The sequence below is a fragment of the Methanothrix sp. genome (genome assembly GCA_029907715.1).
Lineage (GTDB): Archaea > Halobacteriota > Methanosarcinia > Methanotrichales > Methanotrichaceae > Methanothrix_B.
This window is the reverse complement of the sequence record JARYLI010000012.1, coordinates 779-2,006: the sequence shown is the minus strand read 5'-3', so window position 1 is coordinate 2,006 and position 1,228 is coordinate 779. Positions and strand designations below refer to the sequence as shown.

Here is a 1,228-nt window from a genome sequence, read left to right as displayed (position 1 = left end):
TGGGAATACTATGGGTAGTTTTAGCTGCATTAAATATAATTTCTGTGTCATCTATGTTGTCATCTGTGTTGCCTTATCTGCTAATTAGCACGAAGTTATATTTGTTAGCATTTTTGCTTACTATCTTAGTACTTTTATTGGCAAAAAATATAAATTTTTTACAACAAAAGGGGGTGGTTGTTACTACAATCGTCTCTCTTTTGTTTTCACTTACTATTATATGTATAAAAATTTTAATTGATCGTTTATTTAATAATCCTTCGATATGCTTCTTAGAAAAAACGATTCTTGTAGAAAACACGATTCTTGGATTATATATTATATTATTAATATCATTATTTTTGTTGTATGATAAACAGATTAGAGAATTTATTAAATGGTTTATTTTTACAGTTTTAACGCACGAGATGTTAAATAAATTTATAAGCATATTTATTAATGTATTTAAGGGTATTAATCCATTTATTATTCCAATATCTGTAGCAATAAATTATAATATAATAGAGAATATACTAGATTTTAATTTAAGCATTCCATATAAAATTTATCTAATTGTTGTTATTCTCTTTTTAACTACCAGTTTCTTAATTTGGTTAGAACACTTTTGCTCTGTAATTTGTCTATACTTGAAGATGTCATATAAAACTAAACATTATTTAGCAATTTCTGTAATTTTAATATCGATATTAATTCTTTCATGGGAGAGTTCTTTACAAAGCAATGAAAATATTGAGCTAGCTATTCATCATTATGATGTGGCTTCTAATTATAGTGTAAATTGTAATGACAGAATAATATTAAATAATATAGAATCAAATTATACACTTTCAATTTATTATTCCCGTTGGGCTCGCATATTCAATATTTTCAACCCAATATCTTGTGAAATTCAAGGGAATGCATATCGCCGATTAGGAAAAATTAATGGCATGTGTAGTCAAACCGATGTATATAAAATATATTATTATAATTTATCTATCAAGTATTATGATAATGCTATATCGATGTATGACATATGGCCGAGATGGTATCGTAATTCTTCTACTGTATGGAACAACAAAGGCATTGCATTTGCTGGCCTCCAAAGGTATGATGATGCGATCGAATGCTATGATAAAGCGATAGAGTTGAAACCTGACTTTGCCGAGGCATGGAACAACAAAGGCATTGCATTTGCTGGCCTCCAAAGGTATGATGATGCGATCGAATGCTATGATAAAGCGATAGA

General features: G+C 28.3%; 1 protein-coding gene. It reads left to right on the top strand.

All coding sequences use genetic code 11. From position 1 onward, the window contains the following. Positions 1–1,228: tetratricopeptide repeat protein (locus QHG98_07525; protein ID MDH7597568.1), on the top strand; the 1,228-nt coding region annotated here is incomplete at both ends.